The organism is Algibacter sp. (assembly GCF_049667265.1).
Taxonomy (GTDB): Bacteria; Bacteroidota; Bacteroidia; order Flavobacteriales; family Flavobacteriaceae; genus Algibacter_B.
Map to the genome: position 1 here is coordinate 1 of NZ_JBATHX010000469.1, position 6245 is coordinate 6245.

The 6245-nt window shown below is 33.7% G+C and carries 5 protein-coding genes and 1 pseudogene; 3 read left to right on the forward strand and 3 right to left on the reverse strand.

Annotated elements, in window-relative coordinates:
• Window positions 1–2083 (reverse strand): RecQ family ATP-dependent DNA helicase (locus tag WBN21_RS16130; RefSeq protein WP_424202090.1); only part of this gene is annotated, 2083 nt, incomplete at its 3' end.
• Between the two features lie 244 nt (window positions 2084–2327).
• Here WBN21_RS16130 and WBN21_RS16135 point away from each other — a divergent pair.
• The 3 genes from WBN21_RS16135 (at window position 2328) to lptB (ending at window position 4897) form a co-directional block, all read left to right on the forward strand.
• Window positions 2328–3245 (forward strand): KpsF/GutQ family sugar-phosphate isomerase, encoded by a 918-nt coding sequence (locus WBN21_RS16135; RefSeq protein WP_424202097.1) that lies wholly within the window; start codon window positions 2328–2330, stop codon window positions 3243–3245.
• The gene (gene tatC, locus WBN21_RS16140; RefSeq protein ID WP_424202092.1) at window positions 3245–4084 is read left to right on the forward strand and encodes a twin-arginine translocase subunit TatC; all 840 of its coding nucleotides are present in this window, start codon (window positions 3245–3247) and stop codon (window positions 4082–4084) included. Before WBN21_RS16135 ends, tatC begins: the two co-directional genes overlap by 1 nt.
• Window positions 4085–4156: 72 nt before the next feature.
• Complete coding sequence (lptB, locus tag WBN21_RS16145; RefSeq protein ID WP_424202094.1) at window positions 4157–4897, forward strand: LPS export ABC transporter ATP-binding protein; 741 nt, start codon at window positions 4157–4159, stop codon at window positions 4895–4897.
• A 125-nt stretch (window positions 4898–5022) separates the two neighbouring features.
• On the opposite strand, the gene WBN21_RS16150 is transcribed toward lptB, so the two are convergent.
• Together WBN21_RS16150 and WBN21_RS16155 are read right to left on the reverse strand one after the other, a co-directional pair.
• Entirely contained in the window at window positions 5023–5916 is an 894-nt protein-coding gene (locus WBN21_RS16150) for a DUF808 domain-containing protein (RefSeq protein WP_424202096.1), read from the reverse strand.
• 19 nt (window positions 5917–5935) lie between these two features.
• A pseudogene (locus WBN21_RS16155) lies at window positions 5936–6245 on the reverse strand (CDP-alcohol phosphatidyltransferase family protein); the annotation flags it as partial.

Here is a 6245-nt window from a genome sequence, read left to right on the forward strand (position 1 = left end):
CGTGAATTTCTTCTTGCTGATCTTCATCTAAAATATCATTTAGCCAATAATCAATATTCAATTTAGTTCCAGAATACACGATTACTTCCATTTCTTTTATAAAATCGGCCATGGTCATACCTTTTGAGGAAGCAATATCGTCTAGCGGTAATTTTCTATCTACATTTTGGATAATATACAGCTTATTAGCAGAGTTTGTTCCCGTTGATTTTACTACTAAATCGTCCGGACGAACAATATCATTTTCATCAACATATTTTTCAATAAAGGCTACAAAATCCTTACCATATTTTTTGGCTTTACCCTCTCCAACACCATTTACATTTGCCAACTCTGTTAAATTAATAGGATATTTTAAGGCCATATCTTCCAATGATGGGTCTTGAAAGATAACAAACGGTGGCACGCCTATTTTTTTAGCATTCTTTTTACGCAAATCTTTTAGCATATTCATTAAAACCGGGTCTGCTACGGCACCTCCACCTTTTTGAGCTGTTATAATACTTCCATCCTCTTGTTCGCCTTCGAAAATGTGATCTTCGGTCATCATGAAGGTTACTGGCTTTTTAATAAAGCCTTTTCCTCCGTCAGTCAACTTGATAACGCCATAAGTTTCAATATCTTTTTTAAGAAACCCAGCCACTAATACTTGCCTTAATAAGGCCATCCAGTATTTATTATCCTTATGCTTTCCAGCTCCAAAAAATGGTTGATCGTTGGTTCTATGAGAATTAATTAAAGCGTTTTCTTTTCCTATTAATACGTTTACTAAATCTTTGGACTTATATTTTTCGTTGGTATCATCAATAGTTTGCAAAAGCGTTTGAACATTATCTTTGGCTTCAACTTTCTTTTTAGGATACCTTACATTGTCATCCATATCACCGCCATCGCCAGTTTTATTATCAAATTCTTCACCAAAATAATGAAGTATAAATTTTCTTCTGGAAATAGATGTTTCCGCGAAAGCTACCACTTCTTGTAACAAAGCTTGACCAATTTCTTGTTCGGCAACAGGTTTACCAGACATGAATTTTTCTAACTTTTCAATATCTTTATAGGCATAATAGGCTAAACAATGGCCTTCTCCGCCATCACGACCAGCTCGACCTGTTTCTTGGTAATAACTTTCAATACTTTTTGGAATATCGTGATGAATTACAAAGCGCACATCTGGTTTATCAATCCCCATACCAAATGCAATGGTTGCAACAACCACATCAACATCTTCCATTAAGAATTTATCTTGATGACTTGAACGTGTTTTCGCGTCTAACCCTGCATGGTACGGAACAGCATTTATACCATTTACTTGCAAAACTTGCGCTAATTCTTCCACGCGCTTTCTGCTTAAACAATATACTATGCCTGATTTGCCTTCATTCTTTTTAATAAATTTTATAATATCTACATCAACCGTTTTAGTTTTTGGACGTACTTCATAATACAAATTAGGCCTGTTAAATGATGCTTTAAAGGTTTTGGCATCGCTAATTCCTAAATTCTTTATTATATCTTCTTGAACCTTTGGGGTTGCGGTTGCAGTTAATCCAATAATTGGAATATTATCGCCAATACGCTTTATAATGTGACGTAGGTTTCTGTATTCTGGTCTAAAATCGTGTCCCCACTCGCTAATACAATGCGCCTCGTCAATAGCCATGAAAGATATTTTTACAGACCTTAAAAACTCTACGTTTTCTTCTTTAGTTAAGGACTCGGGAGCAACATATAAGAGTTTTGTAATACCGCTTACAATATCTTCTTTTACTTGCTTTATTTCGGTTTTATTTAAGGAAGAATTTAGAACATGCGCCACGCCGTTTTCCTTTGAAATACCTCTAATGGCATCTACTTGATTTTTCATTAATGCAATTAAAGGTGACACTACAATAGCTGTTCCTTCTTCCATTAATGCAGGTAATTGGAAACATAAAGATTTACCGCCACCTGTTGGCATTATTACGAATGTGTGTTTTCCAGATAATAAACTTTCTATTACTCCTTCTTGAAGTCCTTTGAACTTACTAAATCCAAAATATTTTTTTAAGGAAGCATGTAAGTCACTTTTTGATATTGACATGAATTGTTAAAAATTATTATTTGATTATATCTCTCATCGAATAGAAATCACGATTGTTTAATTTCGTAAAGCAATTAGAGAACCCTCATATTTTTTTCGTTAGTTTTGTAACGAATTTTCAAATTACAACAAAATTCAATTTGATTAACACTAAAGATAACAAAATCTTTATACATCAACTCAAATAAATTAAATTTTGAAAGACAAAAATGCCATTCTTAAAATTGCGAGACAGACAATTGAAATGGAAAGTAAAGCCATTTTCAACCTATCTAGCTTAATAACATATGATTTTGCAGAGGCTACACAGCTCATTTACAAATCGAAAGGACGCGTGATAATAACCGGGATTGGAAAAAGTGCCATTATTGCAAATAAAATTGTGGCCACTTTAAACTCAACCGGAACACCAGCTATTTTTATGCATGCAGCAGATGCTATTCATGGCGATTTAGGTTTAATTCTTAAAGATGATGTTGTAATATGCATTTCTAAAAGTGGAAACACACCAGAAATTAAGGTCCTTATTCCATTAATAAAAAGCACCAAAAACAAAATGATTGCGCTAACTGGTAATCCTGATTCCTTTTTGGGGCAGCATGCTGATTATATTTTAAACACATTTGTTGAAAAAGAGGCTTGTCCGAATAATTTAGCACCTACAACTAGCACAACAGCACAACTTGTTATGGGCGATGCACTTGCCATCTGTTTATTAGATTTGCGTGGGTTTTCAAGTAACGATTTCGCCAAATACCACCCGGGCGGCGCGTTAGGAAAAAAATTATACTTACGTGTTCAAGATATTTCGTCGGTAAATGAAAAACCAAGGGTTAGTCCAAACGCGATTATTAAGGAGGTTATTGTTGAAATTACTGAGAAAATGTTAGGTGTTACGGCCGTTGTTGAAAACCATAAAATTATAGGCATAATTACCGATGGCGATTTACGTAGAATGTTAAGTAAAGTTGATGATTTTTCTGGATTAACTGCTAAAGATATTATGAGTGCAAACCCAAAACGTATTAAGGCAGAAGCCATGGCTATTGCCGCTTTGGAGGTTATGGAAACTCATGGTATTTCGCAATTACTAGTTGAAGAAAATGGTAATTATGGCGGTGTTGTTCATTTACATGATTTAATAAAAGAAGGTATTATATAATGGCGAAAAAAAACATTAATGAGATGTCTTTTTTAGATCATCTTGAAGATTTACGTTGGCATTTAATTAGAATTTTTATAGCCGTAATTTTGGTTGCTGTATTCGTTTTTATTTTTAGTCGGTTTGTTTTTGACCATATTATTTTTGCTCCGCTCGACATGAGTTTTCCAACTTATAATATGCTATGTCAAACAGCCAAATTTATTGGTATGAACACCACATTTTGTGCTGAAGAAATGCCCATGATATTACAAAACAGAACCATGGCAGGACAGTTTTCTGCAGATATCTGGACAGCCATTTTAGGAGGTTTTGTTATTTCCTTTCCTTACGTAATTTATCAATTATGGAAATTTATAAGCCCAGGATTGCATAGTACCGAGCGTAAACATTCACGTGGTTTTATAATTATTTCATCACTACTGTTTTTTATAGGTGTATTGTTTGGTTATTATATTGTTACGCCATTATCGCTTAACTTTTTAGCCAATTATAGCATTTCAACAAAAGTAGATAACCAAATAGATATTAGCTCTTATATTGCTTTAGTACGCTCTTCTGCCCTAGCATCAGGATTAATTTTTGAGCTTCCAATCATTATTTATTTTTTAACAAAAATAGGATTGGTTACACCAGAAATTTTGAAGACTTATAGAAAATACGCCTTAGTAATTGTACTAATTCTGTCGGCTATAATTACACCGCCAGATATTGCGAGCCAAGTTATTGTAGCTATTCCTATTTTAATTTTATACCAAGTAAGCATCTATATTTCCAAAATTGTTGTTAGAAATCAAAAGCGGAAAGAAAATCAACTTAAAAACAAAGTAAAAATTTAGGTATTGTTTTTTTACATTAAGCTATAATAGTGCATATGATTTTACTATTTTTAGCGTTCAGTATATAAAAATATGATTTTAAGAGCCGAAAATTTAATGAAGTCCTACAGCGGACGAAAAGTAGTAAAAGATGTTTCACTTGAAGTAAAACAAGGTGAAATTGTTGGCCTTTTAGGACCAAATGGTGCTGGAAAAACAACCTCTTTCTACATGATTGTTGGCTTAATAAAACCCAACGGAGGCCATATTTATTTAGATAATACTGAAATCACCAAATACCCAATGTACAAACGTGCACAAAACGGCATCGGCTATTTGGCTCAAGAAGCATCGGTTTTTAGAAAATTAAGTATTGAAGATAACATTTTAAGCGTGCTTCAACTTACTAAACTCAGCAAAAAAGAGCAACACGATAAAATGGAATCGCTAATTGAAGAGTTTGGTTTAGGGCATATTCGAAAAAGTCGTGGCGATTTATTATCTGGTGGCGAGCGCCGCCGTACCGAAATTGCGCGTGCCTTAGCAACCGACCCAAGTTTTATTCTTTTAGATGAACCCTTCGCAGGTGTTGACCCAGTTGCTGTTGAAGATATTCAGCGAATTGTAGCACAACTTACCAAAAAGAACATCGGTATTCTTATTACCGATCATAACGTACAAGAAACGCTGGCCATAACCGACAGAACATATCTTATGTTTGAAGGTGGCATTCTAAAACATGGAATTCCTGAAGACCTTGCAAACGATGAAATGGTGCGTAAAGTTTATTTAGGTCAGAATTTTGAGTTACGTAAAAAGAAAATTCGGGAGTAAAACCTAATTTTTATTCGGTTTGTCAATCCTAATGTATTAAATCAAAGCAATTTGGGCGTTACCAGATGTGTGTCGGGCTGCGGGCTTTACACTATTATCCCTAACGTACTAATAAGTAATCAACACTAATGGCCTTTTTTAAATATTAACTTTTTTATTGCCATAAAGCCTTTCAACAAAATAAAAGCCAGAAAACCAACCAATAAGCCTAAAATAAAGTCTCTGACAATTTCTGGTAAGTTGTCTAAAAAATGATGTAAAAAATCAATGTTATGCGCAAAAATACCACCTGCCACCAATAATAAGGCTATGGTTCCTATAACTGACAAACCTCGTATTACCCATGGCAATGTGTTTATTAATAGGTTTCCAATAATATGAGAAAAGCTCTTTTTATTATCATTAAGTCTCACCAACTTTAAGCCAAAATCATCCATTCTAACAATAAGGGCAACAATTCCATAAACACCTATGGTAGCAATTATTGCCACAACGGAAACCACCATAATTTGAAATAAAATGGGCTTACCAATTACGGTTCCCAAGGCAATAATTACAATTTCTACAGAAAGAATAAAATCGGTAAAAATTGCAGATTTCACTTTCATCTTTTCAGCTACAATCATTTCTTCATCTGTAAGGTCAATCTGCTCAACTTCATCACCAATAGCTTCATCATGTTTTTTTGGTAAAAAATAATGGAATATTTTCTCAAAGCCCTCAAAAGCTAAATAAACACCGCCTAAAATCAATGCCAAAGTTACACCCCAAGGGGCAAAAGCACTTAGCAAAAAAGCAATAGGCAGTATTATCAATTTATTTAATGCAGACCCTTTTGTAATGGCCCATAATACTGGTAATTCTCGTGAAGCCACAAAACCAGTTGCTTTTTCTGCATTCACAGCCAAATCATCACCTAAGATACCAGCTGTTTTTTTCGTCGAAATCTTGCTCATCACTACAACATCATCCATAAGCGCTGCGATATCATCAAATAATGCAAAAAATCCTGAAGCCATTTAATTTAGTTTTTAAATATTATTTTGAAGTTAAATTGTCTAAAACGGACATGAGTATATAAAGTAAAATTATAATTGGAATGGCTGCAAATTGTAAAACAATTAATAACACAATACACAAAATGATAAAGATGTAACGCGTTGAATTGTCTTTAAAACCATAGTTTTTGAATTTTAATGCGAATAATTTTATACCCGAATTAAGTAAATAACAGCTTAATAAAGTCAGGCCAATTAAAAACCATTTATTAAGAATAATCGTATTTATAGCAACGCTATCTTGAAATTCGATTATTAATGGCAACGAAATAATCAATAAAGTGTTTGCT